This window comes from Rhizobium glycinendophyticum (assembly GCF_006443685.1).
Lineage (GTDB): Bacteria > Pseudomonadota > Alphaproteobacteria > Rhizobiales > Rhizobiaceae > Allorhizobium > Allorhizobium glycinendophyticum.
On the sequence record NZ_VFYP01000003.1, the window covers coordinates 1 to 25,836 of the forward strand.

Below are 25,836 nucleotides of genomic sequence, written 5' to 3' on the forward strand. Positions count from 1 at the left end.
TGACGCGTGAAGCTGGTTTGCCCGGCGGTCGGCTGCAGATCGCTCAAGAGTGACAGTTCGGCGTTCTTGTTGCGGGCCTTCAGCGTCTGCTCGAGCTCGAATTGTATGTCGAAATAATCCTCGATGACGGCCTTTCCGCGTCCCGTCACGAAGACGAAATGCTCGATGCCCGCTTCGATCGCCTCGTCGACCACATACTGGATGACCGGCTTGTCGACCACGGTCAGCATCTCCTTCGGCACCGCCTTGGTCGCGGGCAAAAAGCGAGTGCCGAGGCCGGCGACAGGGAATACGGCTTTGCGGAGCTTCTTAGTCTGAACCACTCATTCCTCCTCGAGGATCTAATCGATTTACGCCATCATACCGCAGTCACGGCCAGTAACATAGAATTGCTTAGAATTCGCAAAAGCGAACCGAAGACGGGGGCAGCCGGGACCACATGGTAAAGGTTTGTTGACCGAACAGCATTAACCTTGCGTGAACAGCCTTTGTTCCGGCTGCAAACCGTAGAACGAACGGGAGATGCCCATGAAAAGACACCATCCCAGCCTTCTCGGCGCAATCGCCTTGACCCTGTCGACGGCCTTGATGCCGGTGCAGGCTTTTGCCGATGCCGGATTCCAGAAATGGATTCGCGACTTCTATCCGATTGCCGCCAAGAGCGGCATCACGGAAAAAACCTACCGCCAGGCCTTTGCCGGCGTAAAGGAGCCCGACCAGTTCGTGCTGGAAAAGGCGGCCTATCAGCCCGAATTCAAATCCGAGATCTGGGACTACCTCGACAGCCGGGTCAACCCTTACACCGTCAAGATCGGTCAGGAAATGCTCGCCAAGCACGGCGGCCTGCTGAAGGCGCTGGAAAACCACTTCGGCGTCGACAAGCACGTCATCCTCGCCATCTGGTCGATGGAAACGAATTACGGGGCCGCCCTTGAGCGTCCAGACCGTCTGCACAACGTGCCGCGTTCTCTGGCAACGCTCGCCTATGCCGACAAGAAGCGGGCGAAATATGCCCGTACCCAGCTGATCGCAGCCTTGAAGATGCTGCAGAACGGCGACGTGTCGAACAAGAACCTGATGGGCTCCTGGGCAGGCGCCATGGGGCACACCCAGTTCATCCCCTCAAGCTACCTGCTCTATGCGATCGATGCCGATGGCAATGGCACGAGGGACATCTGGCACTCCGTACCGGATGCGCTGGCGACCGCGGCCAATCTGCTCGCCAAAAACGGCTGGCAGACCGGCCGCACCTGGGGCTATGAGACCGTGGTTCCGCAGGGCGGCTACAAGTTCGCCGGCCAGACCAAGACGCTTGCCCAGTGGCAGGCGCTCGGCTTTGCCCGTCCGTCCGGCAAGGGCTTCAAGAACGGCGCGGAGCGTGCCGAGCTGAAGATGCTCGGCGGCGGCAACGGCCCGGGTTTCCTGATGACCAAGAACTTCTTCGTCCTCAAGCGCTACAACGCCGCCGACAGTTATGCGCTCGGTGTCGGACTGCTCGCCGACGAGATCGCCGGTTATGGCGGCATGCAACAGCGCTGGCCGCGCCCGGATGGCACGCTCGACATGAAGGAAAAGTTCGAGCTGCAGACGCGGATGCAGGCGCTCGGTTACTACGACGGCAAGATCGACGGCAATTTCGGCTCCGGCTCCAAGGCCGCGATCGCCGCCATCCAGCAGCGCCTCGGCATGGCAGCCGATGGCCAGCCGTCGCGTGTGCTGCTCGAAGCCCTACGCAACTGAGACGGCCGACATCAGGACGGACCGCAGATTGACTTGCCGGCCGACGCGCTCCACAACGGGGCATCGCGTCGGCCGCACTTTTTTGGCAGGCAGAGAGCAGGAGCGGAGGAGATCGCAATGACAATTGGGCGCGTCGCTTTCAGCCGCCTGACCCGCCTTGCAAGCCTCGCTTTGGCCGTGGTGATCGCAGCCACCGCCTTGGTGACAGTCGAAACGCAAGCGCAGCAATTGGAGCGTCGCCGTACGCTGTTCGACGTGCTGTTCGGCACACGCCAGCCGGAATACGTGCCCCCGCGCGAGGTCCGGCGCCCGATCAGGGAGCCGCGTCCGCGCAAGAAGACCGGCGGCAGCATCACCAGGATCGACACCCGTGCGCCAACAAGCCGCGCCGTCCCCGCCGCCCCGCCGCCACCGGAGAAGCTGGAGAATGCAAAGAAGGTGCTGGTCATCGGCGACTTCGTTGCAGGCGGCCTGGGTGAGGGTCTGAAAAGCGCCTTCGAAGATGCGCCCGGCGTGGTGATTGAAACACGCTCCAACGGCTCCTCCGGCCTTGTGCGCGAGGATTTTTATGACTGGACCGGAATGCTTCCGGGCCTGATCTCGGAAATTCGTCCAAGCGTCGTTGTGATCCAAATCGGCGCCAATGACCGTCAGCAACTGGTGACACCGGCCGCGAAATACGATTTCCGCACCGACGACTGGTTTGCAGCCTATGCCACGCGCGTAACCGCGCTCGCTGAGATCGCCGTCAAAGCCAAGGTTCCGTTGATCTGGGTCGGCCTACCGGCATTCCGGACGCAGAACATGACGGCCGACGCGCTTCGGCTGAACACGCTCTACCGCACCAACATCGAAAAACTCGGCGGCGAATTCGTCGATGTCTGGGACGGCTTCGTCGATCAGGACGGTCGCTTTATCGTCACCGGCTCCGACATCAACGGCCAGCCCGTGCGCCTGCGCGGCAATGACGGGATCGGCTTCACGGCTCCCGGCAAGCGCAAGCTTGCATTCTATGTCGAGAAATCCGTGCGCCGCCTGCTCGGCGACATGAGCAGCCCGGACCTGATCCGCCTCGACGCCACCAACCTGCCGGCATTGATCGATCTGCCGCCCGTCGAAGAAGACAAAGGCATAGTCAGCACGCCGCCGATCGATCTTTTCGACCCGGAGCTTGACGGGGCAACCGAATTACTCGGCGGCGCGCCCCTGCCCGCCACCGGGCGCAAGTCACCGCGCGACATGCTCGTCCGGAACGGCAAACTCCCCGACCCGCCCGTCGGCCGCGTCGATTACGTGAAGCGCCCACTGGACACCGTCGCAACACCGTGATTCCACAAGAAATAGGGCCGCCCGTGAGCGACCCTTTCAAAGCTTGAACCGAAAGGTGCGTCTCAGCGCGGCAGCACACTTGCGCCCATCAGCGCTTCGTCGATCGCACGTGCCGCCTGACGCCCCTCGCGGATCGCCCAGACCACCAGCGACTGGCCGCGACGGGCGTCGCCGGCAACCCAGAGCTTGTCGACCGACGAGCGATAGTCCTTGTCGTTGGCAACGACATTGGTCGAGCCGCGACGGTCGGTGTTGAGCTCGAGCTTGCCGTCGAGTTCCTTCAGCACGCTGTCGGTGAACGGACCGGAGAAGCCGATGGCGATGAAGGCGAGATCGGCCTTGATGATGAACTCGGTACCGGCGATCGGCTTACGGCGCTCGTCCACCTGGCAGCACTTCACGCCGGTCAGCACGCCGTCTTCGCCGACGAATTCGAGCGTTGCCACCTGGAACTCGCGAACAGCGCCTTCCGCCTGAGAAGACGAGGTGCGCATCTTGGTTGCCCAGAAGGGCCAGACGGCGAGCTTGTCTTCGGTTTGCGGCGGGCGCGGGCGGATGTCGAGCTGGGTCACCTTGACGGCGCCCTGGCGGAAGGCCGTGCCGACGCAGTCAGATGCCGTGTCGCCACCACCGACGACGACGACATGCTTGCCGCCGGCCAGGATCGGATCGGCCGGCCAGCCGGCGCTGTCGATGTTTTCGCGACCGACGCGGCGATTCTGCTGCACGAGGTAGGGCATGGCATCATGCACGCCATGGAACTCGACGCCGGGAATGCCGGCCTCGCGCGGAGTTTCCGAACCGCCGCAATAAAGTACGGCATCATAATCTGCGCGCAGCTTCTCGACAGTCACGTCGACGCCGACATTCACGCCACAATGGAAGGTGACGTTTTCGCCCTTCATCTGCTCGACGCGGCGATCGATGAAGTTCTTTTCCATCTTGAAGTCCGGAATACCGTAGCGCAGCAGGCCGCCGGGCTTGGTTTCGCGCTCATAGACATGCACTTCATGACCGGCTCGGCCAAGCTGCTGGGCAGCGGCGAGACCCGACGGGCCGGAGCCGATGATCGCAACCTTCTTGCCGGTATGGATCGTTGCCGGCTGCGGCACGATGAAGCCGAGCTCGTAAGCCTTGTCGGCAATCGCCTGCTCGACAGTCTTGATCGCAACCGGCGTGTCTTCGAGGTTCAGCGTGCAGGCTTCCTCGCAGGGTGCCGGGCAGACGCGACCGGTGAATTCCGGAAAATTGTTCGTCGAGTGGAGGTTGCGGATCGCCTCCTCCCACTTGTTGTTATAGACGAGGTCGTTCCAATCAGGGATCTGGTTGTGCACCGGACAGCCGGTTGGACCATGGCAATAGGGAATGCCGCAATCCATGCAGCGCGCCGCCTGCTTGGTCACCTCGGCATCCGACATGGGGATGGTGAATTCGCGGAAATGGCGGATGCGGTCGGAGGCCGGCTGATACTTCGCCACCTGCCGGTCGATTTCCATGAAACCTGTAACCTTGCCCATGTCTGTTTTCCTCTAATTCACTTCTGTGTGGAAAATGCCCCTCATCCGCCTGCCGGCACCTTCTCCCCGCGAGCGGGGAGAAGAGGCAGCCCGCGCCGTTGGCGGTCCCCCTCGCCCCGTTTACGGGGAGAGGGTCGCCGAGCGGAGCGGAGGCGGGGTGAGGGGCGGACCCTGATTATTCCGCAGCCACGCCCATGCGCATGCGTTCCATCTCCTCAAGCGCACGGCGGTATTCGACCGGCATGACCTTGCGGAACTTCGGGCGATATTCGGCCCAGCTGTCGAGGATCTGCTTGGCGCGGTTCGAGCCCGTGTAATGCAGATGGTTCGAGATCAGCTGGTAGAGGCGCTCCTCGTCGTGGCGGGTCATGTCGCCGGACACGTCAACCAGGCCCTTGTGCATGAGGTCGCCGCCGTGATGGTGCAGCTTCTCCAGCATGTCGTCCTCTTCCGGAACCGGCTCGAGTTCGACCATGGCCATGTTGCAGCGCTTGGCGAAATCGCCGCTCTCGTCGAGCACGTAAGCCACACCGCCGGACATGCCGGCTGCGAAGTTGCGGCCAGTTTCGCCGAGCACGACGACCACGCCGCCCGTCATGTATTCGCAGCCATGGTCACCCACGCCCTCGACAACGGCGATCGCACCCGAGTTGCGCACGGCAAAACGCTCACCGGCCACACCGCGGAAGTAGCATTCGCCGGAGATCGCGCCATAGAGCACGGTGTTGCCGACGATGATCGAGTTCTCCGCGACGATGCGGGCATTCTCCGGCGGTCGCACGATGATGCGGCCACCCGACAGGCCCTTGCCGACATAGTCGTTACCATCGCCGACGAGGTCGAAGGTGATGCCACGCGCCAGGAAGGCGCCGAAGGACTGACCGGCCGTGCCGTTCAGCGTGACGTGGATCGTATCGTCCTTCAGACCCTTGTGGCCGTAGCGCTTGGCGACTTCCCCCGACAGCATGGCGCCAGCCGAACGGTCGACGTTCTTGATGTCGACGTCGAAGACAACAGGCTGCTTGGCTTCCAGCGACGGCATCGCCTTCTCGATCAGCTTGCGGTCGAGAATGTCGATGATCGGATGGTTCTGCTTCTCGGTCCAGTAGGTGGCAGACTTCGGCGCATCGACCTTGTGGAAGATCTTAGAGAAGTCCAGACCCTTCGCCTTCCAGTGGGCGAGCATCTCGTCCTTTTCGAGCAGTTCGGAAGCGCCGATGATCTCATCGAGCTTGGTCACGCCAAGCGAGGCCAGGATCTCGCGCACTTCTTCAGCAACGAAGAAGAAGTAGTTGATGACATGCTCCGGCGTGCCCTTGAAGCGCTTGCGCAGCACCGGATCCTGGGTCGCAACGCCTACGGGACAAGTGTTCAGGTGGCACTTGCGCATCATGATGCAGCCGGCCGCGATCAGCGGCGCGGTCGCAAAGCCGAATTCGTCGGCACCGAGCAGCGCACCGATGATAACGTCGCGACCGGTCTTCAGACCACCATCGACCTGCAGGGCGATGCGCGAACGAAGACCGTTCAGCACCAGCGTCTGCTGGGTCTCGGCAAGACCGATCTCCCAAGGGGAACCAGCATGCTTCAGCGAGGTGAGCGGCGATGCACCCGTGCCGCCATCGAAGCCGGAGACGGTGATATGGTCGGCGCGCGCCTTGGCGACACCGGCGGCAACCGTGCCGACGCCGACTTCCGAGACGAGCTTGACCGAGACATCAGCCTCAGGGTTGACGTTCTTCAGGTCGTAGATCAGCTGCGCGAGATCTTCGATCGAATAGATGTCGTGATGCGGCGGCGGCGAAATGAGACCGACGCCCGGGGTCGAGTGACGGGTCTTGGCAACGGTTGCGTCGACCTTGTGACCGGGCAGCTGACCGCCTTCGCCGGGCTTTGCACCCTGGGCAACCTTGATCTGCAGCATGTCGGCATTCACAAGGTATTCGGTGGTCACACCGAAGCGGCCGGACGCGATCTGCTTGATCGCCGAGCGTTCGGGGTTCGAGGAACCGTCGGCCAGCGGCAGGTAACGATCGCTCTCTTCGCCACCTTCACCGGTGTTCGACTTGCCGCCGATCCGGTTCATGGCAATGGCGAGCGTCGTATGCGCCTCGCGGCTGATCGAGCCGAAGGACATTGCGCCCGTCGAGAAGCGCTTGACGATATCAACCGCCGGCTCGACCTCATCGATCGACACAGGCTTGCGACCGAGGGCTTCCGCAGACTTGATCTTGAAGAGGCCGCGGATGGTGTTCATCCGCAGATTGCTCTCGTTCACCATCTCGGCGAATTCGCGATAGCGATCCTGGCTGTTGCCACGCACGGCATGCTGCAGGGACGCGATCGAGTCCGGGCTCCAGGCATGGTTTTCGCCGCGCATGCGATAGGCGTATTCGCCGCCGATATCGAGCGTGTTGGCGAGAACCGGATCCTTGCCGAAGGCTGAGTTGTGGCGAGCCACGGTCTCCTCGGCGATTTCGGTCAGGCCAATGCCTTCGATCGTTGTGGCTGTGCCGAAGAAATACTTGTCGACCAGTTCGGACGACAGGCCGACCGCGTCGAAAATCTGCGCGCCGCAATAGGACTGGTAGGTCGAGATGCCCATCTTGGACATGACCTTGAGGATGCCCTTACCGACAGCCTTGATGTAGCGATAGACGACTTCGTCTTCCGATACTTCCTTCGGGAATTCGCCGTGCTTGTGCATGTCGGTCAGCGTATCGAAGGCGAGATAGGGGTTGATCGCCTCGGCGCCGAAGCCCGCGAGACAGCAGAAGTGATGCACTTCACGCGGCTCGCCGGATTCGACGACAAGGCCGACGGAGGTGCGCAGCCCCTTGCGGATCAGGTGGTGATGCACGGCCGCGGTCGCAAGCAGCGCCGGGATCGCGATACGATCCGGGCCGATCTGGCGGTCGGACAGCACGATGATGTTGTAGCCGCCGCGAACGGCCGCTTCCGCCCGCTCGCAGAGGCGATCGAGCATTTCCGGCATGCCCTCTGCCCCACGCGCAACGTCATAGGTGAAGTCGAGCGTCTTGGTGTCGAACCGGTCTTCCATATGACCGATCGAGCGGATCTTTTCGAGATCGCCATTGGTCAGGATCGGCTGGCGCACTTCCATGCGCTTGGCGTTCGCCATGCCCTCATGATCGAGGATGTTCGGCCGCGGACCGATAAAGGACACGAGGCTCATGACGAGCTCTTCGCGGATCGGGTCGATCGGCGGGTTGGTGACTTGGGCGAAGTTCTGCTTGAAATAGGTGTAGAGCAACTTCGACTTGGTCGACATCGCCGAAATCGGCGTGTCGGTGCCCATCGAGCCGATCGCTTCCTGACCCGTCGTCGCCATCGGCGACATCAGGATCTTGGTGTCTTCGGTGGTGTAGCCAAAGGCCTGCTGGCGATCGAGCAGCGACACGTCGCGGCGCAGCGCGCGCGGCTCCACCGGCTTCAGGTCTTCGAGGATCAGCTGCGTGCGATCCAGCCACTCGCGGTAAGGATGGCTGCCGGCCAACGACGACTTTACTTCCTCGTCGGAAATAATGCGGCCCTGCTCCATATCGATGAGCAGCATCTTGCCCGGCTGCAGGCGCCACTTCTTGATGATCTTCTCTTCCGGCACAGGCAGCGTACCGGCTTCGGATGCGAGGATGACGCGGTCGTCGTCAGTGACGAGATAGCGGGCCGGACGCAGGCCGTTGCGGTCGAGCGTGGCACCGATCTGCTTGCCATCGGTGAAGCAGACGGCGGCGGGGCCGTCCCACGGTTCCATCATGGCTGCGTGATATTCGTAGAACGCCTTGCGTTCGGCGCTCATCAGCTGGTTGCCGGCCCAGGCTTCCGGGATCAGCATCATGACCGCATGGGCGAGCGAATAGCCACCGCGCTGTAGGAATTCCAGTGCGTTGTCGAAACAGGCCGTATCCGACTGACCTTCATAGGAGATCGGCCAGAGCTTGGAGATGTCGTCACCGAAGAGAGGCGAGGAGACCGATGCCTGGCGCGCTGCCATCCAGTTGACGTTGCCGCGCAGTGTGTTGATTTCGCCGTTATGGGCGACCATGCGATACGGGTGCGCGAGCTTCCACGACGGGAAGGTGTTGGTCGAGAAGCGCTGGTGAACGAGGGCGACGGCCGACTCGAAGCGCGGATCGGCGAGATCCTTGTAATAGGCGCCGACCTGATAGGCGAGGAACATGCCCTTGTAGACGATCGTCGAGGACGACAGCGACACCGGATAGAAGCCGGTTTCCTGGCCGCCATACTGATCGTAGATGCGGTTGGAGATCACCTTGCGCAGCAGGAACAGGCGGCGCTCGAACTGCTCCTGCGTCGCGGCATCGCGGCCGGCACCGATGAACACCTGAATCTGGCGGGGTTCAGTGGCGGCGATGTCCGGCGCCTTCGACAAAGACGAGTTGTCGACCGGCACGTCGCGATAGCCGAGCAGGGCCTGCCCTTCTGCAAGACAGACCTCGGCGATGACCTTCTTGAAATGGGCGATCTGTTCTTCGTCCTGCGGGAAGAAGAAATGCCCGACGGCGTATTCGCCGGCCTTCGGCAGGGTGACACCCTGCAGCGCCATCTCCTCGCGGAAGAAACGATCCGGAATCTGCACGAGAATGCCGGCACCGTCGCCCATCAGCGGATCGGCACCAACGGCGCCACGATGCGTCAGGTTTTCCAGGATGAACAGCCCGTCCTTGACGATCTGATGCGACTTCACGCCCTTCATATGGGCGATGAAGCCGACGCCGCAGGCATCGTGCTCGTTCTTCGGGTCATACAGACCCTGCTTGGCAGGAAGACCCGCGCGCACGACCGGCGTCTTGCCAGTCGATTCCGCGCCTGCGGACCGCTTGATCTCTTCGGATGACGTCATGCTCGTCATAGCCTTCCCTCCAGTGGGGCCCGGCGAAACCGGGCAGGTTGATCTGGAACCCTTCGCAGCTTCGGGCGCCAGACGACGAAGACCAACCCTGACCGGGTTACATCACCGCCGCATGACACCTGAGTTCGAGGTTCCGAAACTCGAATTAGGTCAATCAATCTGACCTAATTTTGAGGATTTCTATGACAGAATGTAACCTGTCTTGCAAGGGGACGCACGGAAAATTAACCGGCTGCCCGACGCTAAATTGCCACGTAGGGGCCTACGGCGCAATTTTATTTCAAGTCAGCATCCCTGCTATTCGCCTTCTTGCGGAATCGAGTCCTGCGACATAGTCCGCCGCGGACTGGATTGATCGTGTCGCGGAAATGCCTAATCTCGCCCTAACCCTCCCTGGCTCAGGAAATCACCATGTTCTTCGCATCCGACAATTGGTCCGGCGCCCATCCCAAGATCGCCGAAAGCCTGACCCGCTTCGCCTCCGGTTATGCCGCCGCTTACGGCACCAGCGATCATGACAAGCTGATCGAGGCGAAGTTCAACGACATGTTCGAACGCGAAGTCGCCGTCTTCTTTGTGGCGACCGGCACGGCCGCCAATTCCTTGGCACTGGCCAGCGTCGCCAAGGCCGGCGGCGTCACCTTCTGTCACTATGATGCCCATGTGAATTCCGACGAAGGCGGAGCGCCCGAGTTTCTGACCGGCGCCACCCGGCTCTTCCCGGTCGAGGGCGACAACGGCAAGATCGATCCGGAAGCGCTCGACATCGCCGTCTCCCGTTTCGATGTCCCCTCCGTCCATCACGGCCGCCCGATGGCGATCACCGTGACCCAGGCGACGGAAGCCGGGACGGTCTATTCGCTTGGCGAACTGGATGCCATCGCTGCGGTCGCGAAGGAGAAGAGCCTGCCGCTCCACATGGACGGCGCCCGCTTTGCCAATGCTCTGGTGGCGCTGAAAGCGAGCCCGGCTGAAATGACCTGGAAGCGCGGCATCGACATCCTCTCTTTCGGCGGCACGAAGAATGGCTGCTGGTGTGCCGAGGCGATCATCTTCTTCAAGCCCGAAATGGCCGAGGAAATGCCCTATATCCGCAAGCGATCGGCCCAGCTCTTTTCCAAGACCCGTTTCATATCGGCCCAGCTCGAAGCCTATCTTGAGAACGATCTGTGGCTGGAACTCGCAGCGCATTCCAACGCCATGGCCGACCGCCTGCGCGCCGGCCTGACCGCCAAGAACACCACCCGACTCGCCTGGGATACCACCGCCAACGAGGTTTTCGCCGTTGCCGACAAGGATGCGGTGGCCCGCGCCCGCGCCAAGGGCGCGATGGTCTATGACTGGCTGCCGCCCCGCGACATGCCGCACCTGCTCGGTGCAAACGAAACGCTCCTGCGTCTTGTAACGAGCTTCGCAACCACCGAAGAAGAAGTCGATCAATTCATAGAAGTCGTCTGAACAGCACCATTCTTACAAGCATATCGAACATCAAGAATACAATAATCATTGATTTTCCAATCGGTGATCCGCTCGCCATGATCTCCCTGCCGGCACCCATTCGGGCCGGTTTGGGAAACAGCTTCACGATCCGAGGAGAAGCCATCATGAGCAAGACCACCACCAATGCCGCAGCACTCGCAGCCGCCGTTACCATGGCCGTCGGTGCCGCAGCCCTCCTGTCGGGTCCCGCCGCCGCACAGGGAAAGGAAAAGTGCTTCGGCGTCGCCATGGCCGGCAAGAATGACTGCGCCGCAGGCGCCGGCACCACCTGCGCCGGGACATCCAAGGTCGATTACCAGGGCAATTCCTGGAAATACGTCGCCAAGGGCACCTGCCTGACCATGGCGCTGCCCGACGGCCGCATGGGTTCGCTCGAAGCCCTCGATCGCGACCTTCCGAAAGCCTGAGCCTCTCCCGTCCCGGCCCCTGCGGCACACCGCAGCGGCCGGGATGCGGCTGGACCATCCGTCAGGCTGAGGAAACCATCATGCCGTCACAGCAATCGATCCCGACCATTAAACCCATGCTCCCGCCCCGGAGCGGCGCCGGCTTCAAGCCCCAACATGCGGATGCCATCCTCTCGGATGATTTCCGCATCGGCTTCCTCGAAGTGCATGCGGAAAACTACATGGGCGCAGGAGGCCACCCGCACCGCATCCTCACCCGCATGCGCGAGGATTTCCCCCTCTCGGTCCACGGCGTTGGCCTGTCGATCGGCAGCCCCAAGGGCCTTGATTCGGCCCACCTCACGAGGCTCAAAGCCGTCGTTGACCGCTATCAGCCCGCCCTGGTCTCCGAGCACCTCGCCTGGTCCACCCATGACGACCACTTCTTCAACGACCTCCTGCCCGTGCCCTACGACGAGCACACTCTGAACCGGGTTTGCGATCATATCGACCACGTGCAGGACGTGCTGGAACGAAAAATCCTGCTGGAAAACCCCTCGACCTATGTCGCCTTCGAAGCGGCCACCATGAGCGAGACGGATTTCATTCGTGCCATCGCCCGACGTACCGGCTGTGGCCTGCTGCTCGACATCAACAACGTCCATGTCTCCGCCACCAATCATGGCTACGACGCCCTGGACTACCTCGATGAATTCCCGTTGCGCGAAGTCGAAGAGATCCATCTCGCCGGCCACGCGGCCGATGAGGACGATGCCGGCCTGCCGCTCCTGATCGACAGCCATGACAGGGCGGTGGACGATGTCGTCTGGTCGCTCTACCGGGAGGTGCTGGCCCGCACGGGACCGCTTCCGACACTCATCGAATGGGACAATGACGTGCCGGACTGGCCAATCCTCAGGCGAGAGGCTGAGCGGGCGGACGCCATTCTGGACCTCTTCGGCGAACGACGGCTCGGGCTGCGCCATGCGTCCTGATCCCGTCACCAATGGCGACTTCGCCGCAGCGCTCGTCAATCACGACCTCCCCGCGCCTGCCGGTCTCCACCGATCCGGCGCACGGGTGGCCCGCCGCTTCGCCGTCTACCGCAACAATGTCGCGGTATCGCTGGTCGACGCGCTCGCCGCGATCTATCCCACGCTGCAGAACCTCCTCGGCGAAGAGTTCTTCCGCGCCATGGCGCATGTCTATATCCGTGACAACCTGCCGACCTCGCCGCTGATGTTTACCTATGGCGCGAGCTTTCCTGCCTTTGTCGAAGCCTTCGGTCCAGCCCGCGACCTCCCCTTTCTCGGCGACGTGGCACGTGTCGAGCGGGCCTGGCTGGACGCCTTTCATGCTGCCGACCGCGCACCACTTGACCCGCTCGCCCTCGCAGGCGTGGCGCCGGACACTCTGCCCGAGATTCGTTTCGAACCCCATCCAGCCAGCCATTTACTCAGACTGCCACATGCTGCCGGCACCATCGTCGGCCGCGACCGGGCCGGTCTTCCGCTGGATGGTCTGGACCCCTTCCAGCCCGAAGCCGTGCTGATCACCCGCCCTACCTATGATGTCTCGGTCACGGTTCTGACGGCTGCGGCCTCTGTTTTCATCGACGCGCTGATGACAGGAGGCACCTTCGAAGAAGCCTGCGACGCGGCCGAAAGCGCAGATCCCGGGGCCGATATCGCCGGCATCCTCACGCTTACACTCGCCAGCGGCGCTTTCAACGGATTGAGACTTCCACAGAGAGGGGCAGCCCGATGATCCACCAGCTTGTTTCCCTCAAACATCTTTACGACAGGATTGTCGCGCTCGTGGAACGGCTCCTCGATCGCTGGTTCCTCGGCCTCGCAGCCCGTTTCGTCTTCGCCGCGGTTCTGCTTCCTTACTACTGGAATTCGGCGATGACGAAGTTCGATGGTTTCCTCTCGATCAGTGACAGCGCCTATTATCAGATTGCGCTTCCGGCCGTGGATGCAGCTGGCGGCGATGTTTCAGCGGTTGCTCGTTTTCCTTGGGGGCTGATGGTGATCTTCGGCACGTATGGCGAGACGATCCTGCCGATCCTCGTCGTCCTCGGTCTCTTCACCCGGATTGCCGCAACCGGCATGATCGGCTTCATCCTCGTCCAGAGCCTCACCGATATCCTCGTGCACAAGGTCGATGCCGCGACCATCGGCGCGCTCTTCGACCGCTTCCCCGACAGCGTCATCCTCGACCAGCGTCTGCTGTGGATCTTTCCGCTGCTCTATCTCGCGGTGAAGGGCGCAGGCTTCCTGTCCCTCGACAAGATCCTGTGCACGCTCTGGACCAGGCGCTTCGCTTGAGCACAAACGAAAAGGCGGCAGGCTTTCGCCCGCCGCCTTCAACATCCGCATGCTGCTGAGGCTTAGTTCACGTGTGCCTCAATGGCCTTCGGCGCAGCGCCGGCGGCCTCCGCAGCAATTGCGATGCGGCGCGGCTTCATGGCCTCCGGGATGTTACGCAGAAGATCGATGTGCAGCAGGCCGTTCTTCAGGGAAGCGGCGGTCACCTCGACATGGTCGGCAAGCTGGAAGCGGCGCTCGAAGGCGCGCTTGGCGATACCGCGATAGAGGAACTCGCTCTGCTCGGCCTTTTCGTCCTCGGCCTTTTCACCCTTCACGGTCAGCACATGGGCATGTGCCTCGATCGAAAGCTCGCTTTCGTCGAAGCCGGCAACGGCCATGGTGATCCGGTAGAGGTTCTCGCCGGTGCGTTCGATGTTGTAGGGCGGATAGCTCTGAGCCTGCTCCGGCTGTCCGAGGCTGTCGAGCATCGTGAACAGGCGGTCAAAACCGACGGTGGAGCGGTAGAGCGGGGAAAAATCGACGTGACGCATTGTGTCCTCCTGGAAGCGACGTTGGCGTTTTGGGTTCGCCCACATCCCGCAACGGGCGATGCAGGCTAAGGTCACGGACCCTTTCGGCGTCCGCATCAACGATGTGGGAAATCGGTTTTGCGAATTCAAGATCGCCTGCATCAACCGCAGCGTCGTATCGATGAATCCGGCATGAACGGGAGGTTCAAGACCGGTTCAGCCCTTCCCCGCTAAACCATCGGCATCGGTTGTCTCGAACCCGATGGGCCGGAGATATCGCCCCTTCCACTCCGGTCGCTTTCGCCGGGACCGCATTCTCCGTTTGCGGTTCCGGCTTTTTCCTTTGACCTTTTGCGGGGGCCATCCTATCCCGGATCAAGAACACCGCACTCAACGGACAGGCAGTTCTGAGGATGGAAGCGACACTCTACGCCACCCCCGGCAACCCCATTCCCGGAACGCCCCTCGTCGGTTTCTTCAAGGGCCATCGCGGCGTCAATCTGCGCTACGCGGTTTTCAAGTCCACTGCGGAAATGACCCGTGGCACGATCGTGCTGCTGCATGGCCGGAACGAAACCATCGAGAAATATTTCGAAACGATCAGCGAGATGAATGCGCGCGGCTTCTGGGTCGCGACCTATGATTTTCGCGGCCAGGGCGGCTCGGACCGATTGATCAAGGATTCGCGCAAGGGCCATGTCGGCCGCTTTGATCACTACATCAGGGATCTCGAGATCTTCCTCGAACAGATCGTCCTGCCCGACACCCGCCTGCCCTTCTTCCTGGTCGCCCATTCGACCGGCGGCCTGATTGCGCTCAAAGCCGCCCCACGGCTGGCCAACCGTATCGAGCGCATGGTGTTGACGGCGCCATTTGTCGGCCTCGGCGGTCAGAAAACCTCTCCGGATAATATCCGTCGCCTGGCGACCCTTGCCACCTTCACCGGCTTCGGGGGGATTTGCCTGAACAAGGACGAGCCGCGCAAGGATTTCGACGGCAACCCACTGACCACGGATCCGCAGCGCTTCGCCCGCAACCAGCGGCTCGTCTTTGACCATCCGGAGCTTTTCCTGGGCCCGCCGACCGCCCGCTGGCTTTACGAAAGCCAGAAGGCGATTGCCGAAGTGCGCACCCCCCGCCACCTCGCCTCGATCACCGTTCCCACCGTCATCGTGGCCCCCGGCAACGATCCGATCGTGCCCTTTCATTACCAGGAATCCCTGGCGCAGTATTTCCGTGCCGGGCAATTGGTGCCGATTGCCGGCGCCCGCCACGAGATCCTGCAGGAGCAGGACCGCTACCGCACCCAGGCGCTGGCCGCGCTCTTTGCCTTCATCCCGGGCGGAGATCCAGAAGAGACTGATCCTGTCGGGACGCTCACCGACAGCCGCCTCGACGCCTGACGGTCACCGCCGCTTGAGCATCTCCATCACCTCGGCATGCACGGCCTTTGAGCCTGCGGCGATGATCGAGCCGCCGGCTTCCGGCCGCCCGCCATCCCAGGTGGTGATGACGCCGCCCGCCTGCTCGATGATCGGGATCAGCGCGCCGACGTCATAGGGCTTCAGCACCGTTTCAATGACGAGATCGATATGGCCGGCCGCGAGCAGGCAATAGGCATAGCAGTCGACGCCGTAGCGGAAGAGCTTCGCACGATCTTGCACCGCCTGATAGCGCTCGACCTCCCAGCCCTGGAAGAGGTGCGGCGAGGTGGTGAACAGGATCGCGTTTTCAAGACTGCCGCAGTCCCGCACCTGATTCTGTCGCTCGCCGTCAGGCCCGAAATACCAGGACTTGTTCCCATCGGCGAAATAGCGCTCGCCGGTGAACGGCTGCTCCATCAGTCCCATCACCGAGCGTCCATGCTCCTGGAAGCCGATCAGCGTGCCCCAGACCGGAACGCCCGAGATGAAGGCCCGCGTTCCGTCGATGGGATCGATCACCCAGAGCTGCTCGCTGTCCATACGGATATTGGCGTGCTCTTCGCCGAGGATACCATGATCAGGGAACTCCGCCTCGATCAGCCGGCGAATGGCCGTTTCCGCCGCCTGATCGCCCTCGGTCACCGGATCGAAGCCCCGAGCCTCTTTGTTGACGACCGAGAGGCCGGAGCGGAATCGCGGCAGGGTCTCTGCCTTGGCGGCATCGGCGAGGCGAAAAAAGAAGTCACGGGTGGGGCGCATGAGAGGTTCCGCTTAAGGAGTGAGGGCGCCAGTCTTAATGCCTGCCGGGCGGAAAGAAAACCGTCTGAACGGCTGCACTTCTCACGCCACCCTCCAGGCCGGCCAATGGAAACTGCGCATTTTTTCGCCACGATTAAAAAACAGCCGAGATTCACCTTGACAATGGTGCACCGCAACACATAACGTCTTACCTACAGTCTCTGACTGTAAATACCCTCCTTGGGTGTTTCCTCCCTAGACTTGAAGCCGCGCCCCGTGCGCGGTTTTTTTTATCTTCGGATAGCGCGAACAGCCCATCACACGATCCGCAGTGGGACTCGGCCGGCAAAAGCGCATTTGCGGAAAGTTGAAGGAAAGGCGGCTTATTCGGCGGCCAGCGCCTGATCACCGAAATAGTCGGCGACGAAATCGGCCATCTGGCCCATGAAGATGGCGAGAGATCCGGCCAGCATGTCGAAATCCGGCCGCTTCTCCAAAGTTGCCTCGTCGATATAGAGTGAGCGGTTGACCTCGATCTGCAGTGCATGCAGGTCGCGGGCCGGCCGGCCATAGTGTTCGGTGATGAAACCACCGGCATAGGGCTTGTTGCGCACGGCGACAAAACCCAGCTCTTCGAGGAATTGCAAGGCCGCCCGCGACAGCTCCGCCGAGGCACTGGTGCCGTATCGATCGCCGACGATGAAGTCCGGCTTGATACCGCTGCCGGCGACACGGATATTGCCGGGCATCGAGTGGCAGTCGATCAGCACCCCCAGCCCGAAGCGGGCATGGGTGCGGGCGATCAGCCTGCGCAGGCAGGCATGATACGGCTTGTAGCAGGTCTCGATCCGCTCCATGGCGGAAGAAAGCGGCATGCGCCCCTCGTAGATTTCCATGTTCTCGGCGACAATGCGCGGAATCGTGCCGAGCCCGCCGGCCACCCGCGCCGAATTGCTGTTGGCATAGGGCGGCAGCGGATCGGAAAACATCCGCGGATCGAGCTCATAGGGCTCGCGGTTCACATCGACATAGGCGCGCGGGAAATGTGCGACGAGCAACGGCGCCCCAAAACTCGGCGCAGCCGAGAACAGCTCGTCGACGTAATGATCTTCGGATCGGCGAATCGAATGGTCGTCCAGTCGCGACTCATCGAGGAAAGCGCTCGGATAGCAGCGGCCGCTATGGGGCGAGTTATAAACGAAGGGAATGGTCTGGACGGCGGGTTCGCGAATCTCGAAAGGCTCGAATTCGTTGGTCATCCGCTCCCCAGTTCCTCTTCTTTACCAAGTCACAAACTTGTTGTGTTCGCCATGTTGCCAGCCGGCTGTCGCAAAGTCCATACTCCTGAAAATGGCGGAGCAGGCTCACGATTTCGTTGTTCACCGGTTCTTTACTGGGCAGGACCTAGAGTGAGCGGCTGCGAGCGTCCAATGCAATCGAATACAGCGGTCCCTAAATGACACAGAAAATCCTTCTCGCCGAAGATGACAACGACATGCGCCGGTTCCTGGTGAAGGCGTTGGAAAAGGCGGGCTACAAAGTTTCTTCCTTCGACAACGGCGCCAGCGCATACGACCGCCTGCGCGAAGAGCCTTTCTCCCTTCTCCTCACCGACATCGTCATGCCCGAGATGGACGGCATCGAGCTGGCGCGCCGCGCCACCGAACTCGATCCGGACCTGAAGGTGATGTTCATCACCGGCTTTGCCGCTGTCGCCTTGAACGCCGATTCGAAGGCTCCGAAGGACGCCAAGGTCCTGTCCAAGCCTTTCCACCTTCGCGATCTCGTCGACGAAGTGAACAAACTCCTTGCTGCGTAAGGCCTGCCGAAGGGATTGAAAAAATCTCTTCACAAAACTGCAAAATGCCTATTGACGGGCGAAGCGGTTTTGTGGTCTTAAGCCGCCATCGGATGGGCGTGTAGCTCAGCGGGAGAGCACTACGTTGACATCGTAGGGGTCACAGGTTCAATCCCTGTCACGCCCACCATTCGAATTCTTTCAAGGGCTTGCCGGAAACGGCGAGCCCTTTTCGATTTTGCCTCTGCCACCACATCTACTGCCTTTCATGCCGTCACTTCCCTACGCACGAACACCTTTTCACCCATGCTGATTCGGACGTCCGTTGACGCCAAGGTAGAATGGCGATTACCTCAATCAATTTCTGATCGCTGGAAGACCCCGCAAGGCATAAGAGGGGCATATCGTGTCGCATTCGTATGTGGCCTTCATTGATGAATCAGGAGACGACGGGCTCGGCAATTTTCGCGAGCCCGGGCGTCGCGGTGGCTCTTCCAGATGGCTTATTCTGTCCGCCTGCGTCTTTCGACAGGTTTACGCGCTTGAAGCGGTCAGATGGCGAGATTCAATCTCGGAGAAGTTCGTCAACAAGAAGAGCCGCACACTTCACTTTATGGACCTCAATCATGGCCAACGAACCGTAGCCGCGCAGACGATCGGCTCACTGCCCTTGCGAACAATCAGCGTGCTGGCGGCAAAGCCGCCCATTCCGACAGGCATTTATACAGCGCGAAATCAGCTTTACTTCTACTTGGCGCGCTATCTCGTCGAACGAATCTCCTGGCTCTGCCGTGATCATCGCCCACAGGTCCCCGAAGGCGATGGACGAGTAAAAATTACCTTCTCCCGTCGTGGCGGCATGTCGTATCAGAGCTTTCGTGCGTATCTATCTCTGTTAAAAAAACAGCCTGATCCCGCGATCAAAATCCATTGGCCAGTGATAGACATCGAAGCGGTGGACGCACACGATCACGACAAAAACGCGAGCCTTCAATTAGTCGATGCCGTTGCCTCATCTTTCGCGGCAGCGGTCGAGCCCGACTTCTATGGAAACTGCGAACTACGCTACGCAGAGTTGCTCCGCCCCGTGACATATCATCGGGGAGGCAACTATCTGAGCTATGGCGTAAAAATGGTACCCAAATACCAAGAGTGTGACCTGAACGCGCAACAGAGCAGGTTCATCGAACTTTTCAAATGAAACGGCAGCCCCCCGGCCCATGATTGCGATTGCTCGCCTGCAGTCTTTCGAGTGCTCTGGGTTTTTCCGGCGCGTGGCTGCCTGACTTCTATTTAGCACTATTGCAGCCGAATTTCTATGGCTAACTGAGATGCCGGTCACCCCACCACCGTCACCGCATCCCCCACATACACCACCACATAGCCTCCATCCGCTTTCAGCGCCCGTGCCTTCGCTTCCAGTTCCCCGAGATACGGCGCCCGACGCCAGTCTTCGCCGCGCTCAGGGTCAACAAGCACCGTCAGTTGCGGCCCCTGCGCGTAAAGCATCATGCCGCTGATAGAAGGCTCCCACTCAGGCCCGAGCGATGCATCCGTCCGCCACAGGCAATAGAAGTCGCGACAGGTGGCGGGCCGGGCAGCATAAGCAGCACAGCCGCCACCGGTCAGACAGTGGCGACAGGGCTCGTTGGCGGGTTTGTCCAACTCGTCGATGTCGGGAAGGATGCAGCAAAGCGAGCAGGTGCCGCAGCGACGGGCTTCGACGAGAGCAGGACCCGCAACGCTCTGCAAATCCGTCATCTCAGTCCGCCGGGCCAATGGTAACGTTCAGCGGCGAAAGCCCCTCCACCGTCCCGACCAGCCGGTCGCCGGGCTGCACCGGTCCAACGCCCGAGGGCGTGCCGGTATAGATGAGATCGCCGGGAGTCAGGTGATAATAGCGCGAGAGGTGGCTGACGATCTCCGGCACCGACCACACCATGTCGGAGAGTTCGCCCTCCTGGCGGGTCGTGTCATTGACGGTCAGTTCGATACGCTGCCCGGCAGGCGCAAACTCGGCGGCTTGCGTGATCCGGCCGATCCCGGCGGAATGCTCGAAGGACTTGCCCATGTCCCAGGGACGCTGCTTGTCTTTCGCCGCTTGCTGCAGGTCGCGCCGGGTCATGTCGAGGCCGACGGCGTAACCGAAGATGACGCCTGCAGCGTCTGCGGCCGAGACCTGAAAGGCGGGTTGGCCGATCGCGATCACCAGTTCGATCTCGTGGTGGCAATCCTCGGTGCCCGGCGGATAGGTCATGATCCCGCCGCTCAAGACCAGACCCGTCGGTGGCTTGGTGAAGTAGAAGGGCGCTGCCCGGTCAATCGTATTGCCCATCTCGGCAGCATGGGCAGCATAATTGCGCCCGACGCAGAAGATCCGGTGCACGGGGAAACCTTCCGCGAGACCCTCGACGGGCAGGAGCGGTGAGGCGGGAACGGAAAACAGCGGGACGGTGGGGTTCAAGGGGATGTCTTTCATGGCAGCGATGAACACGGTTCTCCGCGCATCTGCGTCGGATATCAAACCGACTTGACCACAACAGGCGGCACGCGGCAACGCGTCCAGCGGCGAAATTAAGGACGATCATGCACCGCACTTGGAACCATCGCCCAAACATGTAACAAAATCCGCGCCCCCGCGTTTGGGTTGCGTCGATCGCCTTGCGCACGATGCCTCATTCGGACGTCGCGCGAGGCAGGCACTGCGAAATTCGGTCGGACCTTCCGCTGCCCGGCCAGACCTTGAAAGGCAAGAAAGCATGAGCACCAAGATCGTGCCGGTCATCATGGCCGGCGGCAAGGGAACCCGTCTCTGGCCACTCTCGCGCGCCGCCGCCGCCAAGCAGTTCATCCGTTTCCTCGGCGACGAGACGCTGTTGCAAAAGACCCTGATGCGCGTTTCGGACGAGGCTCTTTATGACGCACCGCTTGTCGTAACCAATGAAGATTTCCGCTTCCTCGTGGCAGAACAGGCGCGCGAACTGGACGTGAAACTTGACGGCATCGTGCTGGAGCCGGAAGCGCGCAACACGGCCGCAGCCGTCGCCGCAGCAGCCGTCATCGTCTCCCAGCGCCATGGCCGCGATGCGCTGATCCAGATCCTGCCCTCGGACCATGAGATCACCGTCGACGACACCTACCGGGCGTGTGTCGCAAGTGCCGCAGATGCCGCCCGCAGCGGCAAGATCGTCACCTTCGGCATCACGCCCACGGAGCCGGCCACTGGTTATGGCTATATCGAGATCGGCGCCGAGATCGGCAATGGCGTGCACGAGGTCTCGCGCTTCGTGGAAAAACCCAATGCCGACGTGGCCCAGCAGATGCTGGACAGCGGAAACTACGCCTGGAATTCCGGCATGTTCGTGTTCTCGGCAGGCCGGATGATTGAGGAATTGAAGGCGCTGGCCCCCGAGGTTCTCGCAGCAGTCGAGAAATCCGTCGAACAGGCCAAGGGCGACCTCGACTTCACCCGCCTCGACGCCGAAAGCTTCGCCGAAGCTCCCAGCATTTCCATCGACTATGCCGTAATGGAAAAGACCGCCAATGCCGCTGTCGTTCCCGCAGCCATCACCTGGTCCGACCTCGGCAGCTGGGATGCGATCTGGAAGCTCGCCGGTGGCGACGAGAACGGCAATGTCGTGAGCGGCAACGCCACTGTCAGCGACACCACCAATTCGTTGATCATGTCCCGCGAGGCCCATCTCGCCGTCCAGGGCATGGACGGCGTCGCCGTCATCGCCTCGGAAGATGCCGTCTATGTCGGCCGCCTCGACCGCAGCCAGGACGTTGGCAATCTCGTCAAGCTGCTGGCGGCCAACAAGGAAACGGCAGGCCTCACCGAAAATCACCCCACGGCGCTGCGCCCGTGGGGCGGCTACACTTCGGTTCTCAATGGCGAACGCTTCCAGGTGAAGCGCCTTTTCGTTCATCCGGACAAGAAGCTTTCACTGCAGAAGCACTATCACCGTGCCGAACATTGGGTCTGTGTGCGCGGCACCGCCGAGGTCACCATCGACGACAAAGTGACAGTGCTCAACGAAAACCAGTCGATCTATATCCCGCAAGGCTCCGTCCACCGCCTCGCCAATCCCGGCAAGATCCAGCTCGAGGTGATCGAGGTGCAGACCGGATCCTATCTCGGCGAAGACGACATCATCCGCCTGGTCGACGAATTCGGCCGCAGCTGACGATCATCAATCTGCGTAACCTGTGCGGCCCGGAAGCTTCGGCTCTCCGGGCCGCTTGCTTTATGGCGCTGCATTGCACAAGATCGATGCAAGCCGGAAAAAGCGGCACGGGCGAACAGCGAAGCGGTAACGAATGTCGATCAAGGCAAGCATCTATCATCTCACCCATTACAAGTATGACAATCCGGTCCGCCTTGGACCGCAGATCATCCGGCTGAAGCCCGCCGCCCATTCCCGCACCAAGGTTCTCTCGCATTCGCTGAAGGTCACGCCCGAGAACCATTTCGTCAATCTGCAGCAGGATCCCTACGGCAACTATCTCGCCCGCTTCGTCTTCCCAGACCCGGTGACCGAGTTCAAGATCGAGGTCGATCTCGTCGCCGACATGACGGTCTACAATCCCTTCGACTTTTTCACCGAGGAAGAAGCGGTCAAATGGCCCTTCGACTATCCGGCCGACATCCGCGATGACCTGACGATCTACATGACGCCGGAGCCGGCCTCTCCGGCGCTACAGGCTTTCCTCGCCACGCTCGACATGACGCCCGGCCAGGGCACCGTCGACATGGTGGTCGGTCTCAACGCCCGCCTGCAGCAGGAAATCGGTTACGTCATCCGCATGGAACCGGGCGTCCAGACGCCGGAGGAGACACTGACCTCGGCGCGCGGCTCCTGTCGCGATTCGAGCTGGCTGCTTGTCCAGATCCTGCGCCATCTCGGCCTCGCCGCCCGCTTCGTTTCCGGTTACCTGATCCAGCTCACACCGGACCTGAAGGCGCTCGACGGCCCCTCCGGCACCGAAGTGGACTTCACGGACCTACATGCCTGGGCCGAGGTCTATATCCCAGGCGCCGGCTGGATCGGCCTCGACCCGACCTCCGGCCTTCTGACCGGCGAAAGCCACATCCCCCTCGCTGCGACCCCGCATTACAAGAACGCCGCACCGATATCCGGCGGCTATATTGGCCAGGCCAACACCGAATTCGCCTTCGACATGCAGGTGAAGCGGGTGGCCGAACATCCGCGCATCACCAAGCCGTTTTCCGACGAGAGTTGGGAGGCGCTGAACGCGCTGGGCCTGAAGGTCGACGCCGACCTCCGCGCCCACGACGTGCGTCTCACCATGGGCGGCGAACCGACCTTCGTGTCGATCGACGACTTCCAGTCCGCCGAATGGAATACCGATGCAGTCGGCCCGACCAAGCGGGATCTGGCCGACAAGCTCATCCGGCGCCTCCGCGAGCGCTTCGCGCCCGGCGGCTTCCTGCATTACGGCCAGGGCAAATGGTATCCGGGAGAGAGCCTCCCGCGCTGGACCTTCTCGCTCTACTGGCGGAAAGACGGCAAACCGATCTGGCACGATCCCACTCTCATCGCTGCCGAGAACGAGGAAACCGGCGTCACCCATGAGAAGGCCGAAGCGCTGATGGCCGCGATCGCCGACGAGTTGGAGATCGAGCCCGAGATGATCATCCCGGCCTATGAAGATCCCGCCGAATGGATCATCAAGGAAGGCAGCCTACCCGAGAATGTCGATCCTTCGAATTCCAAGCTGGAAAGTCCGGAAGAGCGGGCCCGCATTGCCAAGGTCTTCGAGCGGGGCCTGACCACGCCGACCGGTTATATCCTGCCGGTCCAGGCCTGGAACGCCAAGGCCGGTGGACGCCGCTGGGTCAGCGAAAAATGGCGCACCCGGCGCGGCAAAATTTTCCTCATCCCCGGAGACAGCCCCATCGGCTTTCGCATGCCGCTCGGCACGCTGCCCTATGTGCCGCCGTCGCAATACCCTTATATCCACACCACCGACCCCTCGATCCCGCGTTCGCCCTTGCCCGATTACGGCCCGAAGGCGAGCGAAGGCCGCGCCATGCCGGAAGCCTCCCGCAAGAGCGGGGATAGCCAGCAGGATCGCAACGAGCAAAACATCACCGGTTCTGCCGGCGACATCAGGGGAGCCGTCCGCACCGCGATGAGCGTCGAGCCGCGCGATGGCCGGCTCTGCGTCTTCATGCCGCCGGTAGAAGCGATCGAGGACTACCTGGAATTGGTGGCCGCAGCCGAAACCGCCGCCCGCAATCTCGGCCTTCCCGTTCATATCGAAGGCTATGCCCCGCCGCAGGACGAACGCATTAACGTCATCCGCGTCGCCCCCGACCCGGGTGTCATCGAGGTAAACATCCACCCCGCCTCCACCTGGGAGGAATGCGTCGCCACGACAAATGCCATTTATGAGGAAGCGCGCCAGACGCGGCTCGGCGCCGACAAGTTCATGATCGACGGCCGCCACACCGGCACGGGCGGCGGCAACCACGTCGTCGTGGGTGGTGCCAATCCCGCCGACAGCCCCTTCCTGCGCCGGCCAGACCTTTTGAAGAGCCTCGTGCTGCACTGGCAGCGCCACCCGGCGCTCTCCTACCTCTTCTCCGGCATGTTCATCGGCCCCACCAGCCAGGCGCCACGCTTCGACGAGGCCCGCCACGACAGCCTCTATGAACTGGAGATCGCGCTCGCGCAGGTGCCGCTTCCGGCAACCGGTGCGGCCGCCCCCCTGCCCTGGCTCGTCGATCGGCTGTTCCGCAATCTTTTGACCGATGTCACCGGCAACACGCACCGCTCGGAAATCTGCATCGACAAGCTGTTCTCGCCGGATGGCCCGACAGGCCGTCTAGGCCTCGTCGAATTCCGGGGCTTCGAAATGCCGCCAAATCCGCGCATGTCGCTTGCCCAGCAATTGCTGGTCCGCGCCCTTATCGCCCGCTTCTGGAAAAATCCGATCGGCGGCAGCTTCGTGCGTTGGGGCACCAGCCTGCATGACCGTTTCATGCTGCCGCATTATCTCTGGCTGGACTTCCTCGAAGTGCTGGCGGATCTCCGCGAGAACGGCTTCGACTTCAAACCGGAATGGTTTGCAGCGCAGCTTGAATTCCGCTTTCCCTTTGTCGGAGAAGTCGAATACGAGGGCTCCAAGCTCGAACTGCGCCAGGCGCTGGAACCCTGGCATGTCATGGGCGAGGAAGGCGCGATCGGCGGCACTGTCCGTTATGTCGATTCCTCGGTCGAGCGCCTGCAGGTTCAGCTGGAGACGGCCAATCCGGAACGTTATGTCGTGGCCTGCAATGGCCGTCAGGTGCCGCTTCGCAAGTCCCTGGTCAATGGCGTGGCAGTCGCCGGTGTGCGGTACAAGGCCTGGCAGCCCGCATCGGGCTTGCATCCGGTGCTGCCCGTCAACACACCGCTAACATTCGACATCTATGATACATGGTCTGCCCGGTCGATCGGAGGCTGCGTCTACCACGTCGCCCATCCAGGAGGCCGGAATTACGATACTTTCCCTGTGAACGGGAATGAAGCGGAAGCCCGTCGGCTTGCACGTTTCGAGCCTTGGGGCCATACAGCCGGCTCCTATCCATTATGGCCCGAGACCGTGTCGCCGGAGTTCCCGCACACTTTGGACCTGAGACGACCGCAGGGTATCTGATCC

General features: G+C 61.7%; 20 protein-coding genes and 1 tRNA gene. 13 read left to right on the forward strand and 8 right to left on the reverse strand.

Annotated features, from left to right (window positions below; genetic code table 11):
• On the reverse strand, positions 1–323 hold a 323-nt coding region (locus FJQ55_RS17105), incomplete at its 3' end, for a sugar phosphate nucleotidyltransferase (protein WP_246085181.1).
• Positions 324–522: 199 nt separating this feature from the next.
• Here FJQ55_RS17105 and FJQ55_RS17110 point away from each other — a divergent pair.
• Together FJQ55_RS17110 and FJQ55_RS17115 are read left to right on the forward strand one after the other, a co-directional pair.
• Entirely contained in the window at positions 523–1,740 is a 1,218-nt protein-coding gene (locus FJQ55_RS17110) for a lytic murein transglycosylase (protein WP_167507752.1), read from the forward strand.
• A 117-nt stretch (positions 1,741–1,857) separates the two neighbouring features.
• Entirely contained in the window at positions 1,858–3,069 is a 1,212-nt protein-coding gene (locus FJQ55_RS17115; protein ID WP_140830103.1) for an SGNH/GDSL hydrolase family protein, read from the forward strand.
• A 62-nt stretch (positions 3,070–3,131) separates the two neighbouring features.
• On the opposite strand, the gene FJQ55_RS17120 is transcribed toward FJQ55_RS17115, so the two are convergent.
• Positions 3,132–4,586, reverse strand: a complete 1,455-nt coding sequence (locus FJQ55_RS17120; protein ID WP_140830106.1) for a glutamate synthase subunit beta — start codon at positions 4,584–4,586, stop codon at positions 3,132–3,134.
• A gap of 175 nt (positions 4,587–4,761) precedes the next feature.
• Positions 4,762–9,480 (reverse strand): glutamate synthase large subunit, encoded by a 4,719-nt coding sequence (gene gltB / locus FJQ55_RS17125; RefSeq protein ID WP_140830108.1) that lies wholly within the window; start codon positions 9,478–9,480, stop codon positions 4,762–4,764.
• Between the two features lie 411 nt (positions 9,481–9,891).
• Here gltB and FJQ55_RS17130 point away from each other — a divergent pair, with 411 nt between their 5' ends.
• From FJQ55_RS17130 to FJQ55_RS17150, 5 genes are all read left to right on the forward strand, one after another.
• Positions 9,892–10,938: a threonine aldolase family protein gene (locus FJQ55_RS17130; protein WP_140830111.1), complete on the forward strand. Its 1,047-nt coding sequence runs from the start codon at positions 9,892–9,894 to the stop codon at positions 10,936–10,938.
• Positions 10,939–11,084: 146 nt separating this feature from the next.
• Positions 11,085–11,387: a BufA1 family periplasmic bufferin-type metallophore gene (locus tag FJQ55_RS17135; protein WP_140830113.1), complete on the forward strand. Its 303-nt coding sequence runs from the start codon at positions 11,085–11,087 to the stop codon at positions 11,385–11,387.
• Between the two features lie 107 nt (positions 11,388–11,494).
• On the forward strand, positions 11,495–12,361 hold the full coding sequence (gene bufB / locus FJQ55_RS17140; RefSeq protein WP_140830892.1) for an MNIO family bufferin maturase: 867 nt from the start codon (positions 11,495–11,497) through the stop codon (positions 12,359–12,361).
• The gene (locus FJQ55_RS17145; RefSeq protein ID WP_140830115.1) at positions 12,351–13,133 is read left to right on the forward strand and encodes an HvfC/BufC N-terminal domain-containing protein; all 783 of its coding nucleotides are present in this window, start codon (positions 12,351–12,353) and stop codon (positions 13,131–13,133) included. The genes bufB and FJQ55_RS17145 overlap by 11 nt, the downstream gene beginning before the upstream one ends.
• Positions 13,130–13,696, forward strand: a complete 567-nt coding sequence (locus FJQ55_RS17150) for a DoxX family protein (protein WP_140830117.1) — start codon at positions 13,130–13,132, stop codon at positions 13,694–13,696. Before FJQ55_RS17145 ends, FJQ55_RS17150 begins: the two co-directional genes overlap by 4 nt.
• 62 nt (positions 13,697–13,758) lie before the next feature.
• On the opposite strand, the gene FJQ55_RS17155 is transcribed toward FJQ55_RS17150, so the two are convergent.
• A complete protein-coding gene (locus FJQ55_RS17155; protein ID WP_140830119.1) occupies positions 13,759–14,229 on the reverse strand; it encodes an Hsp20 family protein in 471 nt (156 codons plus the stop codon).
• A 392-nt stretch (positions 14,230–14,621) separates the two neighbouring features.
• Here FJQ55_RS17155 and FJQ55_RS17160 point away from each other — a divergent pair, with 392 nt between their 5' ends.
• Positions 14,622–15,611: an alpha/beta fold hydrolase gene (locus FJQ55_RS17160; RefSeq protein WP_140830121.1), complete on the forward strand. Its 990-nt coding sequence runs from the start codon at positions 14,622–14,624 to the stop codon at positions 15,609–15,611.
• A gap of 3 nt (positions 15,612–15,614) precedes the next feature.
• Here FJQ55_RS17160 and hisN read toward each other — a convergent pair whose 3' ends face one another.
• Positions 15,615–16,391, reverse strand: coding sequence for a histidinol-phosphatase (gene hisN / locus FJQ55_RS17165; RefSeq protein WP_140830123.1), 777 nt, complete (start codon positions 16,389–16,391; stop codon positions 15,615–15,617).
• Positions 16,392–16,753: 362 nt separating this feature from the next.
• Entirely contained in the window at positions 16,754–17,629 is an 876-nt protein-coding gene (locus tag FJQ55_RS17170; protein WP_140830126.1) for an N-formylglutamate amidohydrolase, read from the reverse strand.
• Positions 17,630–17,826: 197 nt separating this feature from the next.
• Here FJQ55_RS17170 and cpdR1 point away from each other — a divergent pair, with 197 nt between their 5' ends.
• From cpdR1 to FJQ55_RS17185, 3 genes are all read left to right on the forward strand, one after another.
• Positions 17,827–18,189, forward strand: coding sequence for a response regulator CpdR1 (gene cpdR1, locus FJQ55_RS17175; RefSeq protein ID WP_006726917.1), 363 nt, complete (start codon positions 17,827–17,829; stop codon positions 18,187–18,189).
• A 94-nt stretch (positions 18,190–18,283) separates the two neighbouring features.
• Positions 18,284–18,358: transfer RNA gene (locus FJQ55_RS17180), tRNA-Val, on the forward strand.
• A 216-nt stretch (positions 18,359–18,574) separates the two neighbouring features.
• A complete protein-coding gene (locus tag FJQ55_RS17185; protein WP_161596994.1) occupies positions 18,575–19,369 on the forward strand; it encodes a DUF3800 domain-containing protein in 795 nt (264 codons plus the stop codon).
• 137 nt (positions 19,370–19,506) lie between these two features.
• Here the strand turns inward: FJQ55_RS17185 and FJQ55_RS17190 are convergent, their stop codons facing one another.
• Positions 19,507–19,929 carry a hypothetical protein gene (locus FJQ55_RS17190; RefSeq protein WP_140830130.1) on the reverse strand — a complete coding sequence of 141 codons (423 nt, stop codon included), beginning with the start codon at positions 19,927–19,929 and terminating at the stop codon, positions 19,507–19,509.
• Position 19,930: 1 nt separating this feature from the next.
• Positions 19,931–20,632 (reverse strand): fumarylacetoacetate hydrolase family protein, encoded by a 702-nt coding sequence (locus tag FJQ55_RS17195; RefSeq protein ID WP_246085182.1) that lies wholly within the window; start codon positions 20,630–20,632, stop codon positions 19,931–19,933.
• Between the two features lie 295 nt (positions 20,633–20,927).
• Here FJQ55_RS17195 and FJQ55_RS17200 point away from each other — a divergent pair, with 295 nt between their 5' ends.
• Entirely contained in the window at positions 20,928–22,355 is a 1,428-nt protein-coding gene (locus tag FJQ55_RS17200; protein ID WP_140830132.1) for a mannose-1-phosphate guanylyltransferase/mannose-6-phosphate isomerase, read from the forward strand.
• Between the two features lie 133 nt (positions 22,356–22,488).
• The gene (locus FJQ55_RS17205) at positions 22,489–25,833 is read left to right on the forward strand and encodes a transglutaminase family protein (protein ID WP_140830134.1); all 3,345 of its coding nucleotides are present in this window, start codon (positions 22,489–22,491) and stop codon (positions 25,831–25,833) included.
• The last annotated feature ends 3 nt before the right edge of the window (positions 25,834–25,836 follow it).

Coding starts and splice junctions, on each gene's coding strand:
- FJQ55_RS17115 (WP_140830103.1), top strand. CDS start 1,858: ATGACAATTGGGCGCGTCGCTTTCAGCCGCCTGACCCGCCTTGCAAGC.
- FJQ55_RS17205 (WP_140830134.1), top strand. CDS start 22,489: ATGTCGATCAAGGCAAGCATCTATCATCTCACCCATTACAAGTATGAC.
- FJQ55_RS17150 (WP_140830117.1), top strand. CDS start 13,130: ATGATCCACCAGCTTGTTTCCCTCAAACATCTTTACGACAGGATTGTC.
- FJQ55_RS17190 (WP_140830130.1), bottom strand. CDS start 19,929: ATGACGGATTTGCAGAGCGTTGCGGGTCCTGCTCTCGTCGAAGCCCGT.
- FJQ55_RS17160 (WP_140830121.1), top strand. CDS start 14,622: ATGGAAGCGACACTCTACGCCACCCCCGGCAACCCCATTCCCGGAACG.
- FJQ55_RS17200 (WP_140830132.1), top strand. CDS start 20,928: ATGAGCACCAAGATCGTGCCGGTCATCATGGCCGGCGGCAAGGGAACC.
- cpdR1 (WP_006726917.1), top strand. CDS start 17,827: ATGACACAGAAAATCCTTCTCGCCGAAGATGACAACGACATGCGCCGG.
- FJQ55_RS17145 (WP_140830115.1), top strand. CDS start 12,351: ATGCGTCCTGATCCCGTCACCAATGGCGACTTCGCCGCAGCGCTCGTC.
- FJQ55_RS17170 (WP_140830126.1), bottom strand. CDS start 17,629: ATGACCAACGAATTCGAGCCTTTCGAGATTCGCGAACCCGCCGTCCAG.
- FJQ55_RS17135 (WP_140830113.1), top strand. CDS start 11,085: ATGAGCAAGACCACCACCAATGCCGCAGCACTCGCAGCCGCCGTTACC.
- gltB (WP_140830108.1), bottom strand. CDS start 9,480: ATGACGAGCATGACGTCATCCGAAGAGATCAAGCGGTCCGCAGGCGCG.
- hisN (WP_140830123.1), bottom strand. CDS start 16,391: ATGCGCCCCACCCGTGACTTCTTTTTTCGCCTCGCCGATGCCGCCAAG.
- FJQ55_RS17130 (WP_140830111.1), top strand. CDS start 9,892: ATGTTCTTCGCATCCGACAATTGGTCCGGCGCCCATCCCAAGATCGCC.
- FJQ55_RS17110 (WP_167507752.1), top strand. CDS start 523: ATGCCCATGAAAAGACACCATCCCAGCCTTCTCGGCGCAATCGCCTTG.
- FJQ55_RS17155 (WP_140830119.1), bottom strand. CDS start 14,229: ATGCGTCACGTCGATTTTTCCCCGCTCTACCGCTCCACCGTCGGTTTT.
- FJQ55_RS17120 (WP_140830106.1), bottom strand. CDS start 4,586: ATGGGCAAGGTTACAGGTTTCATGGAAATCGACCGGCAGGTGGCGAAG.